The following is a 25262-nucleotide window of genomic DNA, read 5'->3' as shown; positions in this document are numbered from 1 at the left end:
CTATTCAGTTTTTATTAGATATTGACTACTTTGACGATAATCGTTTGAGTATCTTCCTGCTCTTCGGCCAGATACAAACGTTTAAGCTCTTTGCTTTTCACTTTGAACTGCAAATTCTGATAAGAAATTGTGCTTGGTATCTGATCAAAATATTGACCATCAGCGTCAATTTCTTCCTGAAATAATGGTGTACCCAATTGATAGTCAAGACTTTTTAAGACTACATATTTTACTGTGGTTTTCATTCCAACACCCTACTTTCACTAAGCACTTTATTTTTATTTTTACCACTGTTCCGCCTGAGAAGAAACCTCTATTTTTGAAAATAGCCCAAACTTTAACCACTCAGATTTGCGATCAGGTCAACATGAAATTACACTGATCTATGAAAAAAATTTTAACTTTCATAAAAATATAAATATACTTGGAGTTGATCGACAGGAAAAAATCTGCCTAGATTGATCTAAAATCACTCCCACAAAGAAAATATAGAGACTATGATAAAAACCTGTTGCGGCTTACTCGAAGAGAAAAACATAAAAATTGCCTTTATCGAAAGCGCAAGTTCTGGATATCTCAGTAGCCAGTTCTCCATTTGTAAAGGAGAAGGTGCCGAAATTCTGATTGGTGGTTTGATCTGCTACGATGTAAGTGTCAAGACTTCAGTATTGGGCATTTCCAAGAATCTGATCAATAGTCATACTGCGGAATCTATGCCGGTAACGGTTGCTCTGGCGGAAGCAGGTAAAAAAATGTTCCGTGATGCTGACTGGATTATTGCCTGTACAGGATTGCTTAAACCAGGTGGTAGCGCGACACCAGAGAAACCGGAAGGGACTTTTTTTGTGGCCATTAATGATGGCACGCAAATCCATCAGTTCCAGTATTATCTCAAAGGCTCGCCACTTGAACGCCTCAACAAACTGTCCGCTGTGGTTGCACATGACATGATCAATCTGTTGAATAACAGCTAAGCTTTCAAAGTTACTGTATAGCCTGAATAAGCTTCATTATTTCTACCGTATTTTAAGATAGATTGGCATGATCAGATGCCAATCTATTTTTTTGAGGGTGGAATGACCATGAATATTAAAACTGCACTGCTCCTGCTCCCTCTGAGCTTGCCCACTCTGGCTTTCGCTACCGTAGGCGGTCCACAAAATATTGAAGTTCTAGGCTATGAAGTCAAAGAACAGAAGCTTTATATCATGCGTCACTATCTTGATGGTCGTGGACGCTTGCCTCAACTATATTATTATAATTTTAAATCCCAAAAACCAAATCAACTGGTTCAGGTCAATTCCTTATATATCAATCCTAAAACCAAGCGCATCGATTATGATCAAGACAGTCGCAAGTTTGATCAGGACATTGCCAAAATCAAAAAACGTTTAGTTCCATTAAATCCAATTCAAAAATCAAAACCACAGCTTAAGGTGTTAAAGACAAAAAAAGGTAGCGCGCCTGCCTGGCATGACCCTCAGGAAAAAGTGCCAAAATGGACCTATCAATATCAAGTGAAATCTGGCTTACAAAAAAGCGCGGTTCAGCAAGCGGTTAGTTATCAGCAAGGCTTGAAAATTAGCCAGGCCTATAAAGTTCCGAGACAAAATAAAACTCTGGTAATAGTAAAGTATCTGGGTATTCCTTTTGAAACAGGTTATAGCATTGAAGATCCGGCACTGTTAAGCCGATAACGAAACCGATAAAAAATAAGGTCTCAATTGAGACCTTATTTTTTTTATTTTTACTACAGAAACAGATTAAGCCGCAGTAGAACGCTCAGCGATTGGCACTACTTTACGCAACTCTGGCCCAGTGTAATCCGCGCTTGGACGGATAATACGATTGTCTGCACGTTGTTCCATCACATGTGCGGCCCAGCCTGTCACACGCGACATAACAAAGATCGGGGTAAACAGCTTGGTTGGAATGCCCATAAAATGATAGGCAGATGCATGGAAGAAATCCGCATTACAGAATAATTTCTTCTCACGCCACATGACTTCTTCACAGCGTACCGAGACTGGATAAAGTACCGTATCACCGACATCTTTGGCCAAACGCTCAGACCAGACTTTAATAATGCCATTACGCGGATCATTGTCCTTATAGATCGCATGACCGAAGCCCATGATTTTTTCTTTACGTTCCAGCATGCCCAGCATTTCACGTTCAGCTTCTTCAGGCGACTTCCAGTTTTCAATCATGTCCATCGCAGCTTCGTTGGCACCGCCATGTAGAGGGCCACGCAAGGAACCGATTGCACCGGTAATACAAGAGTGCATATCGGACAGCGTTGATGCACACACACGAGCGGTAAAAGTTGAAGCGTTGAATTCATGCTCTGCATACAGAATCAAGGAAACATTCATCACCTGTTCATGTAATTCATTTGGCTTTTCGCCATGCAGTAGATTCAGGAACTGCGCACCGATTGAATCATCATCGGTATTTTCTTCAATACGCACGCCGTCATGGCTATAACGATACCAGTAACAGATCATTGCCGGCAAAGTTGCCAAAATACGGTCTGCGATATCCTGTTGCTGCTCAAAAGATTGCTCAGTTTCAAGATTGCCCAGCATGGAAACGCCAGTACGCATCACATCCATTGGATGTGAGTCGGCAGGAATACGCTCAAGGACTTCTTTTAATGCCTGAGGTAAAGTGCGTAAGGATTTCAGTTTGGCTTTGTAGGCTGCCAATTGCTCTGATGTCGGCAATTCTCCGAAGAAAATCAGGTAAGCGACTTCTTCAAACTGGCAATGTTCAGCCAGATCCTGTACGTCATAACCGCGATAGGTCAGGCCTGCGCCACTTTTGCCTACTGTTGAAAGTGAGGTTTTACCTGCCACTTGTCCGCGCAATCCTGCGCCAGTGAGTACTTTTCCTTCAGCCATTTTTTTAATTCTCCTGTTTAAACAGTTTATCTAATGTGTCTTCGAAGCTGTGATAATCTAAAAATTCGTAGAGTTCTTTTCGTTGTTGCATGATATCCAGCACATTTACCTGAGTACCATGTTCGCGCACCGAACGCATCACTTCAAGTGCGGCTTTTTGCATTGCACGTGTCGCTGACAATGGATACAGCACCATGCCAATGCCCTGCTCAGCCAATTCATCTACCGTATAATACGGCGTATCACCAAATTCGGTAATATTCGCCAGGACTGGCACACCGACCGCATCACATACTGTACGGTACATGGTGATATCAGTCATCGCTTCAGCAAAAATCGCATCTGCGCCCGCTTCAACACAGGCAGAAGCACGGTCAATCACGGCTTGCAGGCCTTCTTTTTGTAGCGCATCGGTACGCGCCATCACCACGAAGTTTGAATCGGTTTTCGCATCTACAGCAGCTTTGATACGATCGACCATTTCCTGTTGCGATACGATTTCTTTATTTGGACGATGACCACAACGCTTCTGTGCAACCTGATCTTCAATATGAACCGCAGCGGCTCCTGCTGCAATCATCTGTTTGATCGTTCGGGCAATATTTAATGCGCCGCCCCAACCGGTATCAATATCAACCAGTAAAGGTGTATCCACACGTTCAGTGATCCGGCGTACATCTTCAAGAACATTATCCAGGCTGGTCATGCCCAGGTCAGGCAAACCATAAGAATAATTCGCGACACCCGCACCTGATAAATAAATGGCTTTATAACCGACCTGTTTGGCCATCATGGCAGCATAGGCATTTACCGTGCCCATAATTTGCAATGGTTTCTCGACTTCAAGCGCTTGTCTAAATCTTAAACCTGCAGACATTTGTTCTGTCATCTTCCTTTTCCACAGTCTTGGCTATAATTATTGAAATTCGAGTATACTCATTTGGCTTGCTCATTCCATAACCCGATAGAACAAATACTCTAAAACTTTAGTCAAATTTTTAAGTTTTGCTTTACCTAATTAGCAAATAGCGCACTTATCTGGCGCAATTATGAAATATGTGCATATATTTGCTATGATGGCGTTTCAATCTTTATTGTCATGTTGATGTACGATCTCCTATGCAAGACCTTGCCCTAGAACCGCTCGCCAAAGATCTGCCACAGACCAAACGTGGTCATGAGCGTTGTATTGCGCTGCTGATCAGTGCAACCGAGCTATTTGTGGAACGGGGTTATGACGCTGTCTCTCTGGATGATATCGTCCAGCATGCCGGAGGCTCCAAAGCTTCGATCTATAAATACTTTGGCAATAAAGAAGGCTTGTTTAAAGCCATCTGCGATTATCGTCGTATCAAGTTTTTTGAAGATATCAGTATTCCGATCGAATTGATGGCACTGGATTTTCGTAATTATTTAGTACACACGCTACTCAATTTTTATCACCAGATCATGCAACCTGAAAACTCGGCCTTTATGCGTCTGGTGCTGGAACAGAGTCAGCGCAATCCAGAACTTGCCCAGCATATTCATGAGCGAGGCCCGGTGCATGTACAAAGTGCCATTGCTACGGCTTTAGAACAGGCAGATGCGCAAGGTTTATTGCATTGCGAGAATCCGCAATATTCGGCACAGTTGTATTTTGGTATTTTGCGCAATCTGGAATGGCGTATTCTGATGGGAATTCCGGTACAGGAAGATGATCAGGAAATCGACAAATACATCAGTTATTGTGTGGATCGCTTTTTAGACGGTCATCAAAAAGTCTAGTTTTTTTGCATTTTTCATTGCTTATAGTATATTAGCCGATTCCGTATTTTTTTCTTAAACTAACCAACAACTGATTGTTGATCGAGTTTTTCGGCAATTATTGTGGAGTAACGAATGGCTCTCCGTCACTTTCTCACCTTACGCGATTTATCAACTTTAGAACTTAACCAGATTTTGCAACGCGCAATTGAGCTTAAGCGCAAACAGCATAACAATGAAGTGTTCCAACCATTTGTTGGTAAAGTGATGGGCATGATTTTTGAGAAATCGAGTACCCGTACGCGTGTTTCGTTTGAAGCTGGCATGAGCCAATTTGGTGGTAGCGCGATTTTCCTGTCTTCACGCGATACCCAGTTAGGTCGTGGTGAACCGATTGAAGATTCTGCACGTGTGATTTCAAGCATGCTGGATATCGTGATGATCCGTACTTTCGGCCATGATATCGTGGAGCGTTTTGCATCTTATTCAAAAGTTCCAGTGATTAATGCGTTGACAGATGACCACCATCCTTGCCAGCTACTTGCTGACATGCAGACTTATGTAGAGCAACGTGGCTCAATTGAAGGTAAAACTGTTGCCTGGATTGGTGATGGCAACAATATGTGTAACTCTTATATTGAAGCTGCACATATGTGGGGCTTTAATCTGAAAATTGCAGCGCCAAAAGGCTATGAGCCACAAGAAAAATTCCTGTCTGAATTCGCGCATTGTGTGGAACTGGTTCCTTCTGCTGAAGATGCAGCGGTGAATGCTGACCTGATCGTGACTGATGTTTGGGCAAGCATGGGTCAGGAAGAAGAGCAGAAGATCCGTGAAAAAGCCTTTGCAGATTATCAGGTGAATGAACGCCTGATGGATCTTGCACATCCGGATTGCTTGTTTATGCACTGCTTGCCTGCGCATCGTGGCGAAGAGATTTCAGAAAATCTGCTTGACCATAAAAATGCCGTAGTTTGGGATGAAGCTGAAAACCGCTTGCACGCGCAAAAAGCTTTGGTTGAATTCCTGATTAATGAAAATCTGAAAAAAGACTAATTTTTTAAGATGAATCTTCACAAATTAAGCACCAATCTCTGGTGCTTTTTTTGTCTCAGCTCTTATAATCATTGTTGAAATGGAATAAAAAGTGATTTTATACAATGCAAAAAAAATATTGGGCTTTGGCACTCTTGACTGGTTTTAGCAGTGTCGCCTTACCGGTGCATGCTTCTGAATTTGACCAATATCTTCAAGAAAAAAATATTATTGACAGCAAATTTAAAATTCAGAAAAAAGCTGAGCTGAATGAATTGCTCGCAGTGCTCAGTGCAGAGGATTCCAGAACTTTACCATTGCAGATTGATCAAAATACGATTATTGAACAATTACAGTTAAGTGCCAATAAAACCACACTGAAAGGCATGATCATCACGCCCGATTTTAGCCAGTTTGAAAAAGACTTGGGGCGCAAAGAAGTGATGAAAGTCATTCGCAATAATCTGCTCAATAATTGTGAAATTTTCTTTGAGCATCGCTATCAGATTGAGAACCCTTACAAGGTTGAACTCAGCCTGAACTCGCAGACACAAACATATAAAACGGATATTTCCCAGAAAGATTGCAAATTAAAATAATCTAAACACATAAGACATTTATTTCGATTCAGGATTCAAGAATCCTGAAAACAAAAGGTAGCCGTGGCTACCTTTTTTAATAAGGTTTACTGTTATATCTTGCTAACGCACCAAGCCTTGCGGCTGCAAAATAATAATCAACGCGCCCAGTATTACCACCATGCCACCAAGTAGATCCCAACGCGATAGAGTCACTTGATCAACGAAGCGCAACCACATCAGTGCTGAAAAAATATAGATACCGCCATAAGCGGCATAGATCCGTCCTGAAGCAGCTGGATGCAAGGTTAACAGCCAGACAAAAGCCGCCAAAGCCAGAGCTGTCGGAATCCATAACCAGTGGCTTCTCCCCTGATTTAAAATCAGATAGGGAAAATAACAACCTAAAATTTCCATCAATGCCGTGACTAAAAACAGTAAAAATGTCGTGAACAGCTTGGTAACTTGAATATCCATAATTTATCTTTTAAATGATATGAATTTGATAATTTAAAATATGAGTCCATGAAAAAACCCGTGCAAGCACGGGTTTGATCCTTCTTATTAATTAAGCTGGTTCAGCAGTCTGGTCTTCAAAAACTTCAAGTTTTAAGCCAACCGCTTTACCATTTTCTTTTTTCACAGATACTGCAACATTGCCGCCATTTTCAGCCAGCTCACCAAACAGGATCATCTCAGCCAGCGGTTTTTTCAGGTGTTCCTGAATCAAACGTTGCATTGGACGTGCGCCCATTAAACGGTCATAGCCATGTTCTGACATCCATTCACGTGCACTCTGATCCACTTCCAACATGACTTTTTTGTCATCTAGTTGTGCTTGAAGTTCAGTCAGGAATTTATCTACAACATTTTCAATAATGCTGCTTGGTAATGCCTTGAACTGAATCACGCCATCGAGACGGTTACGGAATTCTGGCGAGAAAACTTTCTTCATCGCTTCCTGATTATCGTTACTATTGTCCTGTTCCATAAAACCAATGCTGACACGTGAAATACTTTCAGCACCAATATTGGTGGTGAGTACCAAGACCACGTTACGGAAATCAGATTTACGCCCGTTATTATCAGTCAATGAACCATGATCCATAATCTGCAATAAGAGGTTAAACACATCTGGATGCGCTTTTTCGATCTCGTCTAGCAACAGCACACAATGCGGATTTTTGTGAATCGCATCGGTGAGCAAGCCACCCTGATCAAAACCGACATAGCCCGGAGGTGCACCGATCAAACGTGACACTGCATGACGTTCCATGTATTCCGACATATCAAAACGAACCAGTTCCACACCCATCTGTTTCGCGAGCTGCTTGGTCACTTCGGTTTTACCAACACCTGTAGGACCCGCAAAGACAAAACTACCTACAGGCTTATCTGGAGACTTCAAACCGGCACGTGACAGTTTAATTGCAGAAGCCAAGGCCTCAATCGCTTCATCCTGACCAAAGACCACACGTTTTAAATCACGCTCAAGATTTTCCAGCACACTCTTGTCATCTTTAGAGACAGTTTTCGGAGGAATACGCGCAATTTTAGAAACGATGTCTTCAATATTTTCTACGGTGATTAAACTGTCATCTTGTTCTGCTTTGAGACGGCGCTGAGCACCGGCTTCATCAATGACATCAATCGCCTTATCTGGCAAGAAACGGTCGTTGATAAATTTCGCAGAAAGTTCTACCGCAGACACTAAGGCTTGATCTTCATATTCCACATGATGGAAATCTTCAAACTTCGATTTCAGACCACGTAGGATATCAATAGTTTCAGAAATAGATGGCTCATTCACATCAATTTTCTGGAAACGACGCGATAAAGCATGATCTTTCTCAAAGACCTGACGGTATTCCTGGAATGTGGTTGACCCGATGCAGCGTAAAGAACCATTTGCCAGCGCCGGTTTGATCAGATTCGATGCATCCATGGTACTGCCCATACTCGAGCCTGCACCAATAATCATGTGAATTTCATCAATAAACAGCACTGCTTCAGGTTTCTTTTTCAACGCATTTAAAAGCTGTTTCAAGCGTTTTTCAAAGTCGCCACGGTATTTGGTTCCTGCCACCAAAGCACCAATGTCCAGACTGAAAATTTCAGCATTTTCCAGTGGTTTTGGCGCTTTACCATTGACAATTAACCAAGCCAGCCCTTCAGCAATCGAGGTTTTACCGACACCTGGATCACCGACAAGGAGTGGGTTATTTTTACGACGGCGGCAAAGAATTTGCGCGGCACGCTCGATTTCTTTTTCACGACCAATCAGTGGATCGGTCTTACCTTTTTGTGCTTCAACATTCAGGTTAGTGGTATAAAGTTCAAGTGGACCTGAACTTGCTGAAGATGCTGATTCGCCATCTAGATCTTCGATTTCTTCTTCAGACTGTACATCTTCTTTACGGGTACCATGAGACAGGTACTGAGTCAGGGTCAGACGGTTAATTTGATGACGTTTCAGCAGATAGACTGCAAATGAGTCACGCTCAGAATACATGGCAACCAGAATATCAGCACCTTCTACAGTACGATCGCCGCCGCTTGACTGCACGTGAAAAATCGCGCGTTGCAAGATCCGGTCGAAGCTTTCTGTCGGGTGTGGTGCCTGATCACTATTTTCACCAAGTTTAGGGGTATGTTGTTCTACGTACTCTTCTAATTCCTTACGCAACACGATGATGTCCGCACCACATGCTTTGAGAGCATTCACGGCTGAATCATTGTCGAGCAAGGCTAACAATAAATGTTCTACGGTCAGGAACTCATGTCTCTTTTGACGAGCCATGCTGACAGCCAAACGTAGTGATACTTCTAATTGACGACTGAGCATGTAACCCCCTTAATCTTTAGGCTCTATTTGGCAAAGTAACGGATGACCTTGTGATCGAGCATAATTATTGACTTGGTTCGCTTTGGTCTCCGCAATGTCTCGAGGATAAACCCCAGCTACACCCTTTCCTTCATAATGTACAGTTAGCATTACTTGTGTAGCTTGGTCAAGATTCATTGCAAAGTATTGTTGTAAAATTTCAATTACAAACTCCATCGGCGTATAGTCGTCATTTAATAAAACAACCGCATACAACGGTGGACGTTTCAGTTCTGGCGGTGCAGTCTGTACAGCTAAGTCAGAATCACCGTCTTCAGAGGGTTCATTTGCTAAACGTGGGCTGATATGCCAATCAACGATTCCAGACTCATTAAAAGAATTTTTAATATCACTTAAACACATTTGACGTTTATTGCTTGGCATAAGATTTATATTTCACACTTAATTTGCATTTGCTTCGGTTTTCGGAATTTCTGACAAGGTGGCAGACTGATTTTCGACTGCTTTGCCCTGTTCCCAACTAAAACGACGAATCACAGGCTTGGCACCAGTAAGACGCACTTCAATAAATTCTGGTTTAAAGCCTTTCGGCATGGTCCAGCGGCCAGTGAGTCGCTCATAATTTTCAAAATTAAAGTTTTTATCTTCCAGTGGTACCACCAGAATTTCAGTCCCTTTAATCAGGCGCAGTTCCACACTACCTGAAGCACGACTTTTGCCTGGACTGACCTGAACCAGATCAATCTGGTATTCAAAGGCATTTTCGGGTAATGGTTTAATCGACAGGTTTTGAACCGCCAATGCCAAACCACCACGCTGACGCAAAATTTCGCGATAAATGGTTCCTACACTTTCAGCCTGCACCTGTTCATCACGTGCCTTGGTCATGGCCAGATACAGATCATTGGCGTTGCTGACAGCTAGATCACGCTCCTGAACCGCAGTATTCAGCGTCTTGTTCAGTGTTTCAAGACTGGCTTTCTGAGTCTGTACCACATCGACCAGTTGCTCTGCATCTGCATCATAACCCGCCGCAGTCAAACCCTGACGATGTCCTACGGTATATCCGAGTACGCCACTGCTTAAGATCAATACAGCCGCACCAATGGCCAAGGGCGTATTACCTTTCATGAATGGTTTCTTAGTCCCGGGTTCCTGAGGAAGCGTCGTATTTGACTCGTTATTCGGCATTTTGATCTCTTGTTTGCTTTAATCAAGACACACATTTAAATGCAAATCTAAATGTGTGTGAAGTTCTAATACGTTTTTTATGGTAATAAACCAATATTATTTAAGCCAGCGTCTTCAGCAAAACCAAACATCAGGTTCATGTTTTGTACAGCCTGACCTGCTGCCCCTTTTACCAGATTGTCTTGTGCAACCAGTACAACCAGTTTCGTTGGTTGTGGCTTATACAAGGCAATACGCAACTGATTCGCTCCACGCACTGAACGGGTTTCGGGTGAGCTACCCGCCGGCATAACATCGACAAATGCTTCATTGGCATAGAACTGCTCATATAGCGCTTGTAAATCTGCTGATTGGCCTGCTTCAGTTAAATCGATATAGATGGTCGACAACATACCACGAATCATCGGCACCAAATGCGGTACAAATAAAATATGATCAAACACATTTTTTTGACCTGAAATTTTTTCCAATGCTTCGACAATTTCAGGGTGATGACGATGACCCGCTACACCATAGGCCTTAAAATTATCGGAATTTTCAGAATAAATCATGCCCAGACTGGCTTTACGACCTGCACCTGATACACCAGATTTGGCATCGATAATAATGCTTTCAGGTTTCACCAATGCTTCAGCCGCTTTTAAGACCGGCGCCAGACCCAACTGAACTGTAGTTGGATAACACCCCGGATTCCCGATCACACTGGCCTTTTTAATTTCTTCACGATTTAGCTCAGATAAACCATAAACAGAATCTTTTAACAGTTCTGGACATGCATGTTGCATGCCATACCATTTTTCAAACTGTTCAAGATCTTGTAAACGAAAATCTGCCGCCAAGTCGATCACTTTGGTATTTGCAGCAACCAGCTCTTCGGCATGTTTCATTGCGACACCATGCGGCGTTGCAAAGAACACCACATCGCATGATTTTAATAAACCCAGACTCAAATCAGAAAATTTAAGATTGGTATGCCCGCGCAAGCTTGGGAACATGTCATCTACACGACGACCTGCTTCAGTACGTGATGTCAGTGCTGTTACATTTACATCTGGATGTCGTAGCAAAAGACGCAAAAGTTCAACGCCTGTATAACCCGTACCACCCACAATACCCACTGAAATCACGATGATTACCTCAAATAAATGTTTCCTTTATACAGCCTAGTATGACAGGAAGTTGAGGTTTTCTAAACCATTTCACTGGGGTTTGCTGGTTTTTTAATTGATCAGTAGGATAAGTCCGATTTTGATCATGAAACTTTTAATTTGCTTAGGCTATTTCAATAGAGTTATATGGACTTATTAATTATGGTTTTAGGCACCCCACCAATATGGCAACGGCGTATTTTTCAGCGTTATACGATGCTGCTGGAAATGCTGATCATGCTTAGCAACTTCTGCCCAAAAGCGTGGACTATGATCAAAATGCTTTGTGTGTACCAGTTCATGGACAGCGACATAATGCGTGACCTCTTCAGGAAATAATACTAGCGCACTATTCAGCATAATGTCATGTTTGGCCGAACAACTGCCCCACCGGGTTTTAGGTTGTCGAATACTGCAGTTTTTAAAAGGCAAATGACATTGCTGTGAGACAAGATTTAAATATGAAGGAAGCTGTTCTTTTGCGTAGGCAATCACGAAAGTTTTTAAATATTCTTCAGGATGTCGGTCACTGATGCAAAGCTGTAAATTTTTATGATCAAAAATGAAGTTGCTCTTCTGGCTTTGATAAGAAATTTGTACAGGTTCTTTTAGATTAAATAACCGCAGCTCAATCGGTAACGTCCGGTCAATATTTTCGATTTTTTCTTGCTGGGATTGCCAGGTTTTAATCAGCCAGCTTTCAGATTGTTCAATAAAATGCCGTATCTGTTTTTTGCTGCAAAAAACCGGGGCTGTGAGGCGAATCTGGGTCGCATCGACACGCAAACGTAACCGGGTTGAACGGACATTTCGGGTGATTTGGATTTCGGGTAGATCGGATAAGGTCATTATAGTTTTTTTAATCTCCCTAACCCCCTCTTTTTCAAAGAGGGGCTTTTAAAAGTCTCCCTTCTTGCACTTGTTTTAAAGCAGTGCTTCAAAACTTCGCTCAGGGAGATTTAGAGGGATTTTTTCTAGAAAGTTTAATTAAACCGCTGTACGCTCTTCAATTCCGTTATCAGTCGCGACAATGGCGATATCTGCTTTGTTGATCGCAAAGATACCGTTACATACCACGCCCGGAATATCGTTTAAGGTTTTTTCCAGTTCAAGTGCATTTAGAATATTCAGGTTGTACACATCTAAAATCACATTACCGTTGTCAGTGACCACACCTTCACGGTACGCAGGATCGCCACCTAAAGATACGATTTTACGCGCGACTGCAGAACGCGCCATTGGAATCACTTCTACAGGAAGCGGGAACTCACGCCCTAATTGTCCAACCCATTTAGAATCATCCACGATACACACAAATTTTTTCGCAATAGAGGCAACAATCTTTTCACGTGTCAGCGCTGCACCGCCACCTTTGATCATATGCATATGACGATCAATTTCATCTGCACCATCAACATAAGCATCCAGACCACTGACAGAGTTCATATCTACCACTTCAATGCCGAGTTTTTTCAAGCGTTGTGCAGTTGCTTCTGAACTGGCTACCGCAGCTTCCAATTGCAGCTCAGGCAATAAGTCAATTAAAAAGTTTACAGTACTGCCTGTACCTACGCCTAAAATGCCCCCTTTTGGCAAGTGTTTTAAAGCGGCTTTGGCTGCTGCTTGTTTTTTCTCATCTTGGGTTGCATATAGACTCATGGCTTCACTCAACTATTTTGGACTTTTGCAGCTTTTTTAAACCGCAAAGCCGTGTGGTTTGTTACAATAAGCCCCTATTTTAAACTGTTAGATGGAAAATTAACATGCTGTCTCGTTTGGTTCGACAAATTTTACAAGCAACGGTCTACGATGTTGCAATCGAAACTCCACTCGAAGCAGCGCCACGAATTAGCGAACGACTCAATAATAATATCCGCTTTAAACGTGAAGATTTACAACCGGTTTTTTCATTCAAGCTACGCGGTGCCTATAACCGTATTAGTCAATTACCGAAATCACAAATGGAACGTGGCGTTATTACTGCTTCAGCGGGTAACCATGCACAGGGCGTGGCACTCTCAGGGAAAAAGCTGGGTATTCGCGCGATTATTGTGATGCCTAAAACCACACCTGATATCAAGGTACAGGCGGTTAAGCGTCTTGGTGGCGAAGTGGTTTTGCATGGTGATTCATTTGATGTCGCCAACAAGTATGCGATTCAACGTGCCCAGGAAGATGGCATGACCTTCATTCCGCCTTATGATGATGAACTGGTGATTGCTGGCCAAGGTACGATTGCTAATGAAATCCTGCGTCAATGGCGCGATGTGGATTACGTGTTTGTCGCAGTTGGCGGTGGTGGCCTGATCGCAGGTGTTGCAGCGTATTTAGGTGATGTCGCACCCCACGTTAAAGTCATTCCAGTGGAATACGACGAATCTGCCTGTTTAAAAGCTGCTTTAGAAGCAAATGAACGTGTGATTCTCCCATCTGTGGGCTTGTTTGCTGATGGTACAGCGGTAGCCCAAATTGGTGAAAAACCATTTGATGTGATTCGTCTGCAAAAATCGGACAATTCTGGCCCAATCGTGGAACCGAATGTGGTGCTGGTGAATACGGATGAAGTCTGTGCAGCGATTAAAGACACTTATGACGAATGCCGTAGCATTGTAGAACCATCTGGTGCAATGGCTCTGGCAGGTATTAAAAAATACGTGGCTGAACATGGCATCGAAGGGAAGAACATGGTGTCGATTGTCTGCGGCGCCAACATGAACTTCGACCGTTTACGTTATATCGCTGAACGTACCGAACTGGGTGAACGCAAAGAAGCGATTTTTGCCGTGACCATTCCGGAACAGAAAGGTTCATTCCTGAGTTTCTGCCGTGCATTACAAGGCCGTAATATTACTGAATTTAACTACCGTGCCAGCGATGCTTCTGCTGCGCAAGTCTTTGTCGGCATCAGTCTGAAAAATGGCGAGAAAGAACGTCAGGAAATTTATGAAACCTTAAAGTTCCAGTATGACGTTGACGATCTGTCTGATGACGAAGTGGCCAAACTGCATATCCGTTACCTGATCGGTGGTCATGCCGATATTGAAAATGAGCGCCTGTTCCGCGTGGAATTCCCGGAGCGTCCTGGCGCTTTACTGATGTTCCTGGAACGTCTTGGCCCAACCCATAATATCACCCTGTTCCACTACCGGAACCACGGCGCTGCTGAAGGACGTGTTCTGGTGGGTCTTGAAGCAACCGATGCACAACAGAATCCGGATGGCTTGATCGAAACTCTCGAAACCATTACCTATCCATATCAGGAAATTACCAATAATCTGGGTTATCAACGTTTCTTGAAGTAATTCTTTCAAACATAAACCGCCTTTCGAGGCGGTTTTTTTATGTCCGGCTGAATGAAAATGTATGAAGTATTTATGTAAGGCCAGATAGCTGAAAACTATAAAAATCTTTAAGATACATACTTAGACATGAACTGATTTGAAATAAAAAGATTTAAGGAAATATGCATGGCATTATTTGCAGTCATTGGGCTGGGCAGCTTCGGTGCAACAGTGGCGACTCAACTGATCAGCCTGAAACATGATGTGATTGGAATCGATCTCGATAAAAAATATGTGGAAAATATTTCCGATCAGCTCACCCATGCGGTCATTGCCGATGCAACCGATGAGCATGTCCTGGATGAACTGGATATCCAGCGCTGTGAAGCGGTCGTAGTCGCAATTGGTGAAGATATTGAAGCCAGCATTCTGTGTGTACTGCATCTGAAAAATATGGGTGTAAAGAAAATTTGGGCCAAAGCCAAATCCAAAGCCCACCATATGATTTTGACCCATCTGAACGTCGAAAAAATTATTCACCCAGAAGAAGATATGGGCGTCCGTGTGGCACAATCACTCAGCTACCCGATGGTTAGCCGTTATATGTCACTTGAAGATGATCACTATATTGTCAAGATCGAGATTCATGCAGATCATCATGGTACACCGTTGAATCAGTTGATGAAGCATATACCTGAAATTACCACCTTATTACATAAACGCGGATCTACGCTGCAATACCACGTAGATGCCAATCAGATTCTTCAAGAAGGCGACATTTTACTGGTTGAAGGATTGCTGGAACCTTTGCGCCGTCTTGCTAAATATTTTAAACATTTATGAAAAGTTCTGATTTAAAGCAACACAGGACGATTAACCTCAGTCCTCCGAGCTTACTGGCTTTGGGTTTTCTCGGATTAATTCTGATCGGCTCACTGCTATTGATGCTGCCTATTGCACATCATGGAGAAATCAGCTGGCTGGAGGCGATTTTTACAGCAACTTCTGCTGTGACCATTACCGGGCTATCGGTGGTGAATGTCGGTGAAGCCTATACCGTATTTGGTCAAATCGTGATTATGTTTTTGTTGCAATGCGGCGGCTTGGGTTTTATGACCTTTGCCATTCTGGCAGTGATGAGTCTGGCACCGCAACTGGGGCTAAAACAACAAGTCATGGCACAGGAGTCCATTGGACAAACTAGTCTGAAAAAAGTCAGTTTTACCATTAAAGCCGTGTTTTTATATTCTCTATTCTTTGAAGCGATCGGCACGCTGATTCTGACCTTGTCCTGGCTTAAAGAATATCAATTCACTGATGCATTATTTTATGCAGCCTTTTATAGTGTCTCCGCTTTTAATAATGGTGGATTTTCACTATTTCCAAATAGCTTGATGAGTTTTTCAGGGCAATATCTGATTACCTTTACCATCAGTATGTTGTATATCATTGGCGGTATCGGTTTTCTGGTGCTGATGGACGTCAAAGAACATAAGCGCTGGCGTAAGTTGAGTACCAACAGCAAGCTAATCCTCTCAACGATTCTGGGTCTGAACCTAAGTGCTTTTATCGTACTTTGGCTACTAGAGGCTTCCAATCCACACACCTTGGGTCTCATGAGTTTGGGCGATCAGGCCGTGAATGCCTGGTTCCATGCCACCGTTCCCCGCTCTTCAGGTTTTAATAGCTTGCCAATGGAACAAATGAGCGATGCATCCAGTCTCGTTACCATGCTGCTCATGTTTATCGGGGGCGGCTCCTTAAGTACGGCGGGCGGCATTAAGGTCGGTACGTTTATTATTGTGGTCATCAGCGTAATCAGTTTTTTAAGACGCGAAGATGAGATCCGGCTGTTTAATCACTCTATTCCTGAAAAAACTACGTTTAAAGCATTGGCCGTCGTGTGTATTACTGCAGCATTGATCATGATGGGTTTTATGAGCTTATTAATCCTGGAACCTGAGCAGGATTTTCTGGATCTGTTGTTTGAAGCCGTGTCTGCGGCCTGTACCGTCGGTTTGTCCCGAGGGGTAACAGAGGAACTACAACCTGCCAGTTTGATTATTCTAATGCTGTTAATGTTCGCAGGGCGTCTAGGGCCACTGACGCTTGCTTATTTTATTGCGACTCCGAAAAAGAGTCGTCTCAAACATCCGCCTTCAGAAATCCAGATTGGCTAATCTATCTATAAAAAAACCATGCAGCGGCATGGTTTTTTATTTTCATTCCAAGATGTTTAAAGTTGGAATCCTAGAACCAGTTCATCAAGGAAACACCTAAACCGACATACGTGGCACGATGGTTATAATCAATCAGGCTTTCTCCGTAACCATCAAAAAGCTGGAATTGGCCACGCAAACGCCCACTGATCGGGAATGACCAGTCGAACTGTACCGCTCCACGGTTTTCATCTCCACCTTTTAAGGTATGTCGTAGCATCAATGAAAAATCATGCTCCTTATAACGATAAAATGCGGTCATGTCTCCACGGCCAATATAGTTCTTGATCTCTGGATTGTTATCGTCTTCTCGCTTCTCTTCAAAGCGATACCAAGGACGAACCATCAAGGCAAAATTGTCTTTTTCAAAACCAAGATTCAGCATCACCCGATTCCAGCTACGTGATAACGGATCAGAACGACCATTGGACTGATGATTGATGGTCAATCCCAACATACGCCAATTCAGACCCAAAAGATCATAATTGGTACGGAAAATCAAACTGGCTTCGGGTTCATAGTTGGTCTCACGAAACGGACGTGATTCTTCCGAGTTATACACCTGCCAACGCGAAGACTGAGTATAACCAAGCCAGAGATCGCCATTATCTCCCAAGATATTTTCAACCGCCTTGGTCTTTAAAGACAGTTGAAACTTAGCTTCAGTTGAGGTGAGATTCTGTTTCTCTGTCTCTATATTGTTGGGATTTTCACTCTCGGGTAATTCATTCTTGTTTGATGTCCAGAAACCTGGCATCAAATACACCGGCTGATAAGAACGAATGTTCCAGGTGCCTAATTTACTTTCCGGAGAGAGTTCCCAGCGGCTATCCAGCAAAGACAGATTCGGCGTCAGCTTTGATCCTTCAGAAGCGTAAATATTGGAAACAGTCTGACCAATTTTCGCTTTTAAATTGTCGGGTTCAGGCGCAATTTCTGCTGCTGCACGACGTTCAGAAACGATTGCAGGCTTATCAGTAACCGGAATTTTAAATAAAGTATCATAACAGGCCAGACGCTCTGCACTAATTTCCAGTGCAGCACAGGCTTCAGCCGTTGCCGGCGTGGGACTGTTGACTACTGTTTCTTCCGCATTCACTTGCGTCCCAACTGCACAGCCCAGCAACACGCTCAGCTGTAGAGTTGAGCGCTTAAACGAATTAAGCGCCATCCCTTATCCTCTTTTTTTTATTTATAGAACTTGTTGAATTACAAAACCAAGCTGCTCCAGCATTTCACGTTTTGCCACTGGTGCCACAACGGCTTTCGTCGCCTGCTGCTCGACCAGATAGGTCTGTGCAACACGCTGCAAATCATCCAGTGTGACATTCAATAAACGTTCACGTAATTTTTTACGGAACGCTGGCGTACGTTGATGCAAGTAGGAATAACATGCAGTAATGGCTTCGCCTGCCGGTGAGCCTGGTTTATCCATACTGGCAATCAGCCCCAGAATGGCTTCTTCCAGTTGATGCGGCTGTTGTGGTGCATTGAGTAACCACTGAATACTCGCATCAAAATCCTGGAAGGTTTCTGCCAGACGTGGGTCACGGTAGCTGTAGAAACGGAACGAACAGGCATTGCCGTCATAGCTCGCACCACCACCATAGGCACCGCCTTTTTCACGAATGGCGCTGTGCAGGAAGCCATTACGCAAATAACCCGCTAGTACCATCAAGGCAGCAGCATCAGGGTGTGAGACTTCAACTGCCGGATAAGCAGCCGCACAGAATTGGACATTGGCTTGAATCAACCAGGCTTCGTGCTGATCATGGGTTACTTTTTCGACTTGAGTCAATGCAACCGGTGCTGGATCAACAGCAAGTTTGTCCCAGACATTCTGAATTTCTTCGATCAGATGCTCAGACTGCGGCTCTTCACAGACTAACAGGAATTGCTTTGGTGCTTGCAACAAGACCCGATGAATCCGTTTTAATTCATCAATCAGCAGATCATATTCAGCCGGATCTTTTTCGATCTTAGACACCAGCTCGATCAGCCAGTTCAATGCACCCAAACCGGTATTGTGATAATCACGCAAAGCCAATGCACTATGCTGACGTGAAGCCGTTTGCATTGCATAGCTATGTCCAGAACCAGAAATACGTGACTGCCAGCGCGTTTTACGCTGTTGTAACAGTTCAACAATACGGTCTTTCTCATCAAAACGAAGCTGTTCAAAACCGATCTTTAACAGACGAATTGCATCCAGATGATTCACCAAAGATTTGGTGGTCAACGTCAACCAGGCAGTAATTTTGTTTTTGTCATCGACTTTAGAACGCAAAGATGCGCCCATGCCCAGACCGCCACTTACCGCTGTTTGCAGTTGCTGGAACTCAAGATAATCATACTCACCCGCACCAACTTCACCCATCAGGATCGACAGCAGGTTAAAGTAAGGCGACTGCACCACTTCATCCGGAATATTGACCAGAACCTGTTGATAATAAATCCCATTGGTGCCGGCATGATACAGGTTCAACGGCGTATCAACACGGTTACAGATAATCTCACGCAACTGGCCTTGAACAATTTGCAATTCCGCAGGGACATCTTCCAGACCGACTTTCGGCAATAAGTTCAAGTCATCCGGCGTGTCCTGACGAACATTCAATGCTTCAGTCTGGGCAATAATTTCAGCTTTTTGTTCTTCAGTCAGATTCTTTCCAATTTCGGCTAGACGCGCTTTTTCATCAGCCGCTTCTTTGGCAGATTTGGTCGCATCGGGAACCAGTGTCAGTTGGACACGATGTGGGTTATCCAGCAGATGCTCTTTGATCAGATTGGAAAGCCACATCGGATCTTGCAGCTCTTCCTTAACTGCGGCAATCGCAGAATCCACATCCCAAACTTCAACCGGATCACGGTGATGAATCGCGCTGCCCAGACCGCTCAGAATCAGGCTCAAACCATACGGCGTACCATCACCATTGATTTCACGCTGATGCAATTCAATTTGATGCAGGATCGCATCGACCATGTTCTGATCAACCGGTTTAGAGGCAACATCTTCTAGAACCTTAAACACACCATTTTTAAATTCTTCTGCATGTTCAGGATTTGAACCCTGCACCGCACAGTAGAAAGTCATTTCAAAATTAGAATCATCCACGCCCATGAATGGACCTGTTGCATCTGCATAACCACACGTTTCCAGATAATGACGCAGTGGTGATGCTGAATCTTCAAGCAGAATCCCTTCAACTAAACGCATGCCCAAACGCAGTTTAATGTCACTAGCTTCCGGCAATAACCATGACAGCACATGATAGGTCTTGTCCTGTAGATCTTCGGCATCGACCGCATAGCTGTCGGTAACCGTCAATGGTGCAGTCAAACGGGTTTCAGGTGTTGGATACAGCGTCTGACCTTTTTCAAATTTGGATAATGCCAGATGTTCAAACTGCTCTTGCAATTCAAATGCTGTTTTATTGCCAAAGGTCATGAAGACTGCATTACTTGGATGGTAATGTGACTTATAGAAATCTACTAACTCTTGGTAAGTCAGGTCAGGAATATCTTTAGGATCACCACCAGAATTATAATGATAGGTGGTATGCGGATATAAATGATGCGCCAGCGTGTGATACAGCTGGTCTGAAGGCGAACTCATCGCACCTTTCATTTCATTAAAAACTACGCCTTTATAGACAGGCTCGCCATTTTCCAGCTCAATGCGAATGCCTTCCTGGGCAAAATCCAATGGATTCAGGTTCGCAGCAAATGCTGCATCCATATACACTTCGAGCAGGTTCTGGAAATCTTTACTATTTTGGGTCGCAAATGGATACGCAGTCCAGTCAGCCGCAGTAAAGGCATTCATGAAAGTATTCAATGAACGGCGAATCATCAGGAAGAATGGATCACGCACCGGGAATTTTTCTGAACCACACAGCGCAGTATGTTCCAGAATATGGGCTTCGCCTTTAGAATCCATCGGCTGGGTACGAAACGCCACCAGAAAGACATTTTCGTCGTGATTGGTCGCCAGATGATAATGCGTGGCGCCAGTCACTTTATGTTTATATTCAGACACGAAAATGTCTAAAGCTTCAACATGTTGTTGACGTACCAACTGAAACGCAGGATGTACAGTTTGAGAAATGGTTTCAGTGACATCTACAGTCATGCGATCTCCTAATGCTTTAATTAAAATAACTAAGCGCATTATAGCTTTAGTTGTTTGAATTATTCACGTTGAAAACCGAGGATTTTGATCGAATTAAGTAAACTTGATCATTTGAAAATTAAATCATCAAATTTACTTCCTGCATCTAGATGAGTATTTACAAGCTTAAGAAATCAGATATTTAAAATAGTTATAGCTTGGATTATTTTCTACAAATACATAATTCTGCTTTTGATAAAAACTGGCGGCCAGTCGGGTATCTGTTTGTAAGCATAAAGCCGAATAATGCGGACGTGCCAATTGCTCTAGGTAAGCCAAAAGCTGTTTGCCTACGCCATGCTGACGATATTTCGGATGCACATAAAAACGGCGTACACGACCAATGCGGTCTTCAATGCCGTTATCTCCCCATTGCTGGTTTAAGCCACCACAGCCAACCAGTTTCTTGCCATCATGCGCCACCACCAAATATTCATTGGCGTGGCTAAAGCAGTTTTTCCCGGTGCGATATTCTTCTATTAACTTATCTACCAAATTATAGCCTTCTTTACGTGCCAGAGTTGCCAGTGTTTCGATCTGATCCGGGAGTTGTTCGGCTGTTACAATTTTAATATTCATATACGCACACTATTTGAAATTGTTGTGAAGAATCACTGTTGCCAAGCGACTTAAAGTATCATGCCAGGAGCGATATCTCTTTATAAATAAAATGTGATCCTTAAATCAATGCTGCAGCACACCAGTGCACAAAAATAAGTCAGTTTTTAGACCAAAGATAGCTGCTGAACAAAATACAGCATTTTTGAAAAATATTTGAAAATGATTCAGCAAACTACAGCAATCCCAAGCAATCGTGTAAACTTAGGACTTTCATTTTTAATGTGATATTTGAACATGGCAACTGTTGATCTTTTTGCGATTGGTAATGCGCTGATTGACCAAGAATTTAAAGTTTCTGATGACTTTTTAACTGCACATCACTTGCAAAAAGGCACCATGCAACTTGCAGATGGTGAGACTCAGGCCACTCTTTATCAAAATCTTCAAGCGACTCAAGTGTATAAGGGTCAGGCTTCAGGCGGTTCAGCAGCCAACACTACCGTGGCATTTTCTGCGCTCGGTGGTTCTGCATTTTATGGCTGTCGTGTCGGAAATGACGAACTGGGGCACATCTACCTGAAGGGTTTGAATGATGCAGGTATTAAGACCACCACCCAATCGATCAGTGAAGGCGTAACAGGGACATGTATGGTTCTGGTCAGCCCTGATTCTGAACGTACCATGCATACCTATCTGGGTATTACGGCCGAACTGACTGATCAACAAATTGATTTCAGCGCACTAAATAGCGCGAAATGGCTATATCTCGAAGGTTATTTATCAACTTCTGACACAGCACGTCATGCGGTACAACAAGCACGTGATATTGCCCGTGCCAATGGCGTTAAAATTGCCCTAACTTTATCTGATCCTGCCATGGTGCAATACGCGCGTGCCGGTTTGGATGAAATGATTGCAGATGGTGTAGACTTGCTGTTATGTAACCAGCAAGAAGCGCTGATGTATACAGAAACAGATAATCTTGAGGCAGCCCTGCTTAAATTAAAAACAATCAGTCAGCACGTTGTCATTACATTGTCAGCTGAAGGCGCACTGATTTCGGATTATCAAAATACATTTACTGTTCCTGGCCGTAAAGTGCCTGCAGTAGATGCCAACGGTGCCGGTGATGCTTTTGCCGGGGCTTTCCTGTACGGATTGAATGCTAATTTGGGTCTTCAAGCTGCGGCTGAACTGGCGATTCTCATTTCGAGCCAGGTGGTTTCACAATTTGGTCCACGCCTGGCAGTTGAAGACTATGCGGCATTATTACAAGACTTTCAAAAGGAATGTGCTTAATGTTTAAAATTTGCATGACCGAAGACGTTCCAGAACGCGAAGCACGCTCTTTTGAGCTTCCCGATGGAGATAATATCTTTATCACACAGCGTGACGGTGCCTTCTATGCCTATCAAAACCTGTGTCCGCATTTGCAGGTCGAACTGGAATTTCTGGAAAACCAGTTTCTGGATCGCGATCAGGAATTTATTGAATGCTCCACGCATGGCGCCTTGTTTCTGGTAGAAAGCGGTGAATGCATTTCTGGGCCTTGCCAAGGTCAAGCACTTGAAAAAGTAGAGATTACCGTGCATTCTGATGGTGGAATTTACCTCTCAGAATAAGACTAAAACGGACTTCACCATGCCTGCATTTTTTCTAGACTATAACCTGATGCCTTTTCATCTGAGTTTATTGGCGATTATTCTGTTCGGTGTGGTGAAAACCATTGGTTTCTATTTTGGACTCAGACCCAGCAAGTTTCTGCAAAAAATTTCACCTTATGACTTTCAGCAGATGGATCTACTAAACGTCAAATTCTCCAAAACCTTGATTGTGTTTTTCTTCCTGATGAATTTTAGTTTTGCCGGCTATGTTTTACAGTTCCTGATCTATTCTCAGGAATTTAAATTTCTGCCTGCTTATTACCTGATTATTCCGGCTTTAATCATTGCGACTTTTTTTACTATTTTTATGATTCACTGTCTGGATCAGGTCATTCCACCTAAATATAAAAAGAACAATGTCAATTTACTTGGCCGTTTGGCGACAATTTCCAGTGGCAATGCCCGACCCGGTTTTTCTGCTCAAGCGCGGGTGCGAGATGAGTATGGGCAACTGCATTATGTACAGGTAGAACCTGAGTTTGGTGAACTCGGTTTTCAGTCGCAGATTATCCTGATTCGCATGAGAAAATCTCATTATGTTGCCAAGAAAATTTGTAAATCTAATCAGCTGTTCAGCATGAATCTAGATTAAATTCTAAATCATTTGATAGTTATTAAAAAATCCCGACAGATATCGGGATTTTTTAATGTCTATATTTATTTTTTAAGAAGTCCTGAAACCATATTCAATACATTTTGAATATCATTATTGGCTTCCTGCTTGCTGGTTTGCTCACCTTGTGGAGTAAGCGAATCAATAATCTGCGGCAAGACCTGTGAAATCGCACTATACACATCCTGCTTCGGTGCATGGGTTTGTTGTGCAACTGCTTCAACTTCCTGATCATCAAACAGGTTTTGCACCTGCTGCGGATCGACATTGGCATTTTCACCGGGGCCGGTCGACACCCAATCATCGACCTGGCTATTGAGCCCCTGTCCTTTTAGCTTGTCTAATGCACCCTGTAAACCGCCCTGTTTTTGAATCCAGGCCAGCACTAAAGGCAGTACTGCAATCAATAAGGTTTTACCAGTAGAACCACCCAATCCTGAACGAGGCTGAGCAGTACCTTGAGTACCACTACCACCGAACTGACTTATTACTGAACCTAAAATTGCCCCCAGACCATTTTGTCGAGTCTGCTGGCCGGTTTGATTTTGCTGGTTTTGAGTATTTTGATTTTGCTGAGAATTTGACTGGTTTAAATGCCCTAGCACAGACCCCAGGATATCTGCCAAGCCACCTTGTTGTGAGGACTTTTGCTGCGACTGCCCACCACCCAATGCCTGCTTTGCTAATATTTCCACAATACTACTCAGGTTTGTCATGTCCTATATCCTATGTGCATCTTAATTACAGAATACGGCCTGCCCTCATATTGTCTAGGCAAGATTGTGTTAATATTTGCAATCTTGGTTAAGCAGGTTTTCGGTTTACCAGCGAAATTTATCCCAGTTTTCCGGATTAGCCCAAAATTTGGAGTTAAACCAGTCTGGCACGTGCTTATAGGTTAAAATATTAAACTGCCACAGCGCAAAATCGGCCTCATGTGTGGTCTTGTCAATCAGCTGGGTAAATCCTAAAGCTCTCAATAACTTTTCATTTTGCAGCCGGCTGATCACCACTAGCCGTTTGGCAAACAAATCACGTAATTTCACCAGAATTTGACTCATGATCTGTTCAGACAAATGTTCTGTTTCTGCAGTATCCAGCATCACCACAGCCAAGTCATAACGTTGCTGAAAAGGCAGATTTAAAAAGTCAGATACGCTAAAATAGGACCATTGAATAGCTGGCTGAAACTGGACTTGGCTCAAGTCCTGCCCAATACAAATAGCAGTATGAATTGGCTGTTCCTGTGCGAAATCGTCTAGCATTGAAGTAATGACATTCTGCTCAGCCATAACTGCATCCTTATG

The 25262-nt window shown here is 43.2% G+C and carries 26 protein-coding genes; 11 read left to right on the top strand and 15 right to left on the bottom strand.

Translation table 11 applies throughout. The annotated features are described in order from the left end of the window. Positions 1-14: 14 nt before the first annotated feature. Complete coding sequence (locus ACNPNW_RS10880) at positions 15-245, bottom strand: hypothetical protein (protein ID WP_004646792.1); 231 nt, start codon at positions 243-245, stop codon at positions 15-17. Positions 246-497: 252 nt separating this feature from the next. Between ACNPNW_RS10880 and ACNPNW_RS10875 the strand changes: the two genes are divergently transcribed. Continuing rightward, positions 498-974 (top strand): CinA family protein, encoded by a 477-nt coding sequence (locus ACNPNW_RS10875; protein ID WP_004280184.1) that lies wholly within the window; start codon positions 498-500, stop codon positions 972-974. A 102-nt stretch (positions 975-1076) separates the two neighbouring features. Beyond that, positions 1077-1697 carry a hypothetical protein gene (locus ACNPNW_RS10870; protein ID WP_004646791.1) on the top strand — a complete coding sequence of 207 codons (621 nt, stop codon included), beginning with the start codon at positions 1077-1079 and terminating at the stop codon, positions 1695-1697. Between the two features lie 66 nt (positions 1698-1763). Here ACNPNW_RS10870 and prpC read toward each other — a convergent pair whose 3' ends face one another. Beyond that, positions 1764-2903, bottom strand: coding sequence for a bifunctional 2-methylcitrate synthase/citrate synthase (gene prpC / locus ACNPNW_RS10865; RefSeq protein WP_004646790.1), 1140 nt, complete (start codon positions 2901-2903; stop codon positions 1764-1766). Between the two features lie 4 nt (positions 2904-2907). Further along, the gene (gene prpB / locus ACNPNW_RS10860) at positions 2908-3792 is read right to left on the bottom strand and encodes a methylisocitrate lyase (RefSeq protein ID WP_004280180.1); all 885 of its coding nucleotides are present in this window, start codon (positions 3790-3792) and stop codon (positions 2908-2910) included. A 230-nt stretch (positions 3793-4022) separates the two neighbouring features. On the opposite strand from prpB, the gene ACNPNW_RS10855 reads away from it, so the two are divergent. From ACNPNW_RS10855 to ACNPNW_RS10845, 3 genes are all read left to right on the top strand, one after another. Then, positions 4023-4670, top strand: coding sequence for a TetR/AcrR family transcriptional regulator (locus ACNPNW_RS10855; RefSeq protein ID WP_448766968.1), 648 nt, complete (start codon positions 4023-4025; stop codon positions 4668-4670). A 114-nt stretch (positions 4671-4784) separates the two neighbouring features. Then, on the top strand, positions 4785-5705 hold the full coding sequence (gene argF / locus ACNPNW_RS10850; RefSeq protein ID WP_004280178.1) for an ornithine carbamoyltransferase: 921 nt from the start codon (positions 4785-4787) through the stop codon (positions 5703-5705). 104 nt (positions 5706-5809) lie between these two features. Beyond that, positions 5810-6283, top strand: coding sequence for a hypothetical protein (locus tag ACNPNW_RS10845; RefSeq protein ID WP_004646787.1), 474 nt, complete (start codon positions 5810-5812; stop codon positions 6281-6283). A 102-nt stretch (positions 6284-6385) separates the two neighbouring features. On the opposite strand, the gene ACNPNW_RS10840 is transcribed toward ACNPNW_RS10845, so the two are convergent. From ACNPNW_RS10840 to rpiA, 7 genes are all read right to left on the bottom strand, one after another. Next, positions 6386-6739 (bottom strand): YnfA family protein, encoded by a 354-nt coding sequence (locus ACNPNW_RS10840; protein ID WP_004646786.1) that lies wholly within the window; start codon positions 6737-6739, stop codon positions 6386-6388. 91 nt (positions 6740-6830) lie between these two features. Further along, complete coding sequence (gene clpA / locus ACNPNW_RS10835) at positions 6831-9107, bottom strand: ATP-dependent Clp protease ATP-binding subunit ClpA (protein ID WP_004646785.1); 2277 nt, start codon at positions 9105-9107, stop codon at positions 6831-6833. A gap of 9 nt (positions 9108-9116) precedes the next feature. Further along, complete coding sequence (gene clpS / locus ACNPNW_RS10830) at positions 9117-9530, bottom strand: ATP-dependent Clp protease adapter ClpS (protein WP_004279780.1); 414 nt, start codon at positions 9528-9530, stop codon at positions 9117-9119. Between the two features lie 18 nt (positions 9531-9548). After that, a complete protein-coding gene (locus ACNPNW_RS10825) occupies positions 9549-10298 on the bottom strand; it encodes a DUF6776 family protein (RefSeq protein ID WP_004279781.1) in 750 nt (249 codons plus the stop codon). Between the two features lie 77 nt (positions 10299-10375). Continuing rightward, positions 10376-11431, bottom strand: coding sequence for an N-acetyl-gamma-glutamyl-phosphate reductase (gene argC / locus ACNPNW_RS10820; protein WP_171057010.1), 1056 nt, complete (start codon positions 11429-11431; stop codon positions 10376-10378). A gap of 183 nt (positions 11432-11614) precedes the next feature. Beyond that, on the bottom strand, positions 11615-12295 hold the full coding sequence (locus ACNPNW_RS10815) for a M48 family metallopeptidase (RefSeq protein WP_004646782.1): 681 nt from the start codon (positions 12293-12295) through the stop codon (positions 11615-11617). Between the two features lie 138 nt (positions 12296-12433). Then, positions 12434-13105, bottom strand: a complete 672-nt coding sequence (gene rpiA, locus ACNPNW_RS10810; RefSeq protein ID WP_004279784.1) for a ribose-5-phosphate isomerase RpiA — start codon at positions 13103-13105, stop codon at positions 12434-12436. A gap of 104 nt (positions 13106-13209) precedes the next feature. Between rpiA and ilvA the strand changes: the two genes are divergently transcribed. The 3 genes from ilvA to ACNPNW_RS10795 all read left to right on the top strand — a co-directional run bounded on the left by ilvA (position 13210) and on the right by ACNPNW_RS10795 (position 16907). Next, positions 13210-14748, top strand: a complete 1539-nt coding sequence (ilvA, locus tag ACNPNW_RS10805) for a threonine ammonia-lyase, biosynthetic (RefSeq protein ID WP_004646781.1) — start codon at positions 13210-13212, stop codon at positions 14746-14748. A gap of 165 nt (positions 14749-14913) precedes the next feature. Then, positions 14914-15570 carry a potassium channel family protein gene (locus ACNPNW_RS10800; protein WP_004646780.1) on the top strand — a complete coding sequence of 219 codons (657 nt, stop codon included), beginning with the start codon at positions 14914-14916 and terminating at the stop codon, positions 15568-15570. Next, positions 15567-16907: a TrkH family potassium uptake protein gene (locus ACNPNW_RS10795; protein ID WP_004646778.1), complete on the top strand. Its 1341-nt coding sequence runs from the start codon at positions 15567-15569 to the stop codon at positions 16905-16907. Before ACNPNW_RS10800 ends, ACNPNW_RS10795 begins: the two co-directional genes overlap by 4 nt. Before the next feature lie 70 nt (positions 16908-16977). Here the strand turns inward: ACNPNW_RS10795 and ACNPNW_RS10790 are convergent, their stop codons facing one another. From ACNPNW_RS10790 to ACNPNW_RS10780, 3 genes are all read right to left on the bottom strand, one after another. Then, positions 16978-18117: a phospholipase A gene (locus ACNPNW_RS10790; RefSeq protein WP_004646777.1), complete on the bottom strand. Its 1140-nt coding sequence runs from the start codon at positions 18115-18117 to the stop codon at positions 16978-16980. A 21-nt stretch (positions 18118-18138) separates the two neighbouring features. Then, positions 18139-21078 (bottom strand): insulinase family protein, encoded by a 2940-nt coding sequence (locus tag ACNPNW_RS10785; protein ID WP_004646776.1) that lies wholly within the window; start codon positions 21076-21078, stop codon positions 18139-18141. A gap of 165 nt (positions 21079-21243) precedes the next feature. Continuing rightward, positions 21244-21696, bottom strand: a complete 453-nt coding sequence (locus ACNPNW_RS10780) for a GNAT family N-acetyltransferase (RefSeq protein ID WP_004646775.1) — start codon at positions 21694-21696, stop codon at positions 21244-21246. Between the two features lie 276 nt (positions 21697-21972). On the opposite strand from ACNPNW_RS10780, the gene ACNPNW_RS10775 reads away from it, so the two are divergent. Genes ACNPNW_RS10775 through ACNPNW_RS10765 form a run of 3 tightly spaced genes read left to right on the top strand, consistent with a single transcriptional unit; the run spans position 21973 to position 23934 of the window. Beyond that, positions 21973-22977, top strand: a complete 1005-nt coding sequence (locus tag ACNPNW_RS10775; RefSeq protein ID WP_004646774.1) for an adenosine kinase — start codon at positions 21973-21975, stop codon at positions 22975-22977. Between the two features lie 14 nt (positions 22978-22991). Then, complete coding sequence (locus tag ACNPNW_RS10770; protein WP_004279797.1) at positions 22992-23300, top strand: Rieske (2Fe-2S) protein; 309 nt, start codon at positions 22992-22994, stop codon at positions 23298-23300. 19 nt (positions 23301-23319) lie between these two features. Next, positions 23320-23934 carry an OB-fold-containig protein gene (locus tag ACNPNW_RS10765; protein ID WP_004279798.1) on the top strand — a complete coding sequence of 205 codons (615 nt, stop codon included), beginning with the start codon at positions 23320-23322 and terminating at the stop codon, positions 23932-23934. A gap of 65 nt (positions 23935-23999) precedes the next feature. Here ACNPNW_RS10765 and ACNPNW_RS10760 read toward each other — a convergent pair whose 3' ends face one another. Both ACNPNW_RS10760 and ACNPNW_RS10755 read right to left on the bottom strand, forming a co-directional pair. After that, positions 24000-24671, bottom strand: a complete 672-nt coding sequence (locus ACNPNW_RS10760; protein ID WP_004646772.1) for a YidB family protein — start codon at positions 24669-24671, stop codon at positions 24000-24002. A 105-nt stretch (positions 24672-24776) separates the two neighbouring features. Beyond that, positions 24777-25247 carry a DUF6231 family protein gene (locus ACNPNW_RS10755; RefSeq protein ID WP_004279801.1) on the bottom strand — a complete coding sequence of 157 codons (471 nt, stop codon included), beginning with the start codon at positions 25245-25247 and terminating at the stop codon, positions 24777-24779. Positions 25248-25262 lie beyond the last annotated feature (15 nt).

The sequence above is a fragment of the Acinetobacter endophylla genome (genome assembly GCF_053543775.1).
The sequence above is the reverse complement of the archived record's forward strand: the minus strand, read 5'-3'. Positions and strand labels throughout refer to the sequence as shown.